Consider the following 2,320-nt stretch of genomic DNA (forward strand, 5'->3'; position numbering starts at 1 on the left):
CCAATTCCGTGATGCCCGTGCCGTCGCCTGAATCTGCACCGAGGAAACCATCGGCCCAAACTTCGACGCTGCCATTGGAGTTGGTCCAACCGTCGTTTTCAGAACGGAACCCATAACGGCCATTGGTGAGATCGTTGTTCAACTCGCTGTTTTGCAACAATTCGACTTCGACCATTTCGTGCTCAACAAGGCTGATGTTGTCAAACAGCGGGCCGGTACCGTCGTTCTCAGACGCAAGTTCACGGAATTCCAGAACATCTTCCCCGCCAGAGCCAGTCACTGTGAATTCAAACGTTTCGAAGTCATTGCCTTCGCTTGGCGTGACGGTATCGATCAGCTCACCGCGCCAGTACACCTCGATGCTGTCATTATCGCTGCCACGCTGAGCGGCTGAGAACGACAGAGTGATCTCTGACCCAGCTTGCGTTTCAACTGTTTGGCTCAGCGTGTCGACTTGGCCGCCGCTGCGCACATCAAGTTCGAGAATGCCGCTGCCGTCCGCCGAATTGGCGCCAAGGAAGCCATCGGTCCAAGCTTCGACGTTACCGTTGTCATTGCTCCAGCCTTCAACCTGATCTGTTTGGGTCCAACGGCCATTTGGAACGTCATAGTTCAACTGACCATTTACCAGTAGCTCATTACCAGTTGGTTGCATATCACCAGTGATGACTTCGCCTGGGTTCGCCTCTGTTTCAGGCTGCGGAGTAATCCGTTCAGGCAGATCAGGCGAGTCCAAGACATCGCCAGTCAAATCCGGGCGCAGTGCATCGTCGAGCTCTGAGCCAGACTCGTCGACTTCTACAACGTCATGTGTGATCGTCAGTGTGACGGAGCCATCAGGTGCAACATCCAAACCCGCCGGAAAAACTTCTACCGTGCCATCGTCCTGCGTGACTTCAACAGCGAAATCGTAGGTCCCGTCTTGATCCGCATCCCAAGGATCTTCGGCGTCTGGCATAAACCAGTCTCTGAGTGTGATGAGGCCAGACAGGGGGTCGATGTTAAACAAAAAGGCGTCAACGCCGATTAGAGCAAAACTAGGCATTCTTACATTCTCCAAAAACCGCCCTTGCGGACGGCTGACAGCTCAGGACCGGTGCAGACGCCGGAAACTGAAATTACACAGGTGACGATTCAGATTGGTTTGGGTCACAGCAAAACACGCTGTCGTTCAACACCATAAGCGCCCCCCCAGGGCTTAATACGAGCGACAGCAAGATGAGACCTAAACGCACAGACACGTCTCAGACTTATATTGCTTTCCCGTGTGCAACAGGCTTCTAAAAATTGACACAATTATCTCAAGAACTCAGAGTTTCGAAAGGAGATACAATTGGATTTTATGATACAAAATCATGCACTTAAGATTTCGATAACTAAATCTTGAACACGCCGTTATCTGCATTGCGACAAAGTTCTGCCCAATTCTGAATGTGTCAGCCCTAAGCCAAGCGCAAACTTTCGCCTATGAAATCAGGTAGATCGGGTAGGTCTTGAATTTTGTTACTTTATAAAATAACAAATCTTCAAACACCGAGGAGCGCCCGATGCGAAAGCAAGCCCAAATCCGACAATCAGAGGTTCTTAAAGTGCTGAGTAAGCATGACAAACCCATGACGGCCTACGCGATCCTTGATAAGATGAAACGCACTGAACCCGACATTGCGGCGCCGACAGTTTATCGCGCTTTGGCTGCCCTGACGGACCAAGGTCGCGCGCACAAGTTGGAATCCATGAAGAGTTTTGTCGCCTGCCGCTGCGATCATAGCGCCGCTGTTCCGATCCTCGCGATTTGCGATGATTGCGGCACCGTCGAAGAACATGATGGCACGCCTTTGCTGTCAGAGCTCACAACCATTGCTGCACAATCAAAATTCACCCCCTCGCGCCACATCGTGGAACTTCACGGGCAATGCGCGCGTTGTACCGACTGATCGTTCCCCCTTTTTATTGGATACCTTAGATGAAAACGCTTTCCATTCTGGCAATGACAACACTTGCTGCAACGACTGCCTTTGCAGAAAGCAAAGACGATCATGATCACGACGAAACCCGTCAGCTTGAGGCGCATGAGCACGGCGTTGGCACATTAAACGTGGCCTTTGACGGCGATCAAATCGCGATGGAATTCGAAGCCCCCGGCGCGGATATCGTCGGTTTTGAATACAAGGCCGAAAGCAGCGAGGATCTGGCTAAGATCGAAGGGGCTTTGGCGACGCTTGAGCAACCTTTAGATCTATTCGCCCTGCCCCAAGCCGCGGTCTGTCGTGTCGCAGAAGCCCATGCCGAATTGGTCATCGATGACGACCATGACGACCAT

At 51.9% G+C, this 2,320-nt stretch carries 3 protein-coding genes; 2 read left to right on the forward strand and 1 reads right to left on the reverse strand.

Annotation, left to right across the window (positions count from 1 at the left end):
• Positions 1-1,045, reverse strand: a 1,045-nt coding sequence (locus ABJQ89_RS05610) for a hypothetical protein (RefSeq protein ID WP_348495284.1), incomplete at its 3' end; no start/stop codon positions are given.
• A gap of 502 nt (positions 1,046-1,547) precedes the next feature.
• Between ABJQ89_RS05610 and ABJQ89_RS05615 the strand changes: the two genes are divergently transcribed.
• A complete protein-coding gene (locus ABJQ89_RS05615) occupies positions 1,548-1,934 on the forward strand; it encodes a Fur family transcriptional regulator (protein WP_348495285.1) in 387 nt (128 codons plus the stop codon).
• Between the two features lie 29 nt (positions 1,935-1,963).
• On the forward strand, positions 1,964-2,320 hold a 357-nt coding region (locus tag ABJQ89_RS05620), incomplete at its 3' end, for a DUF2796 domain-containing protein (protein WP_348495286.1).

Origin of the sequence: Planktotalea sp. (assembly GCF_039984035.1) — a bacterium.
GTDB lineage: Bacteria > Pseudomonadota > Alphaproteobacteria > Rhodobacterales > Rhodobacteraceae > Planktotalea.

Coding starts and splice junctions, on each gene's coding strand:
- ABJQ89_RS05615 (WP_348495285.1), top strand. CDS start 1,548: ATGCGAAAGCAAGCCCAAATCCGACAATCAGAGGTTCTTAAAGTGCTG.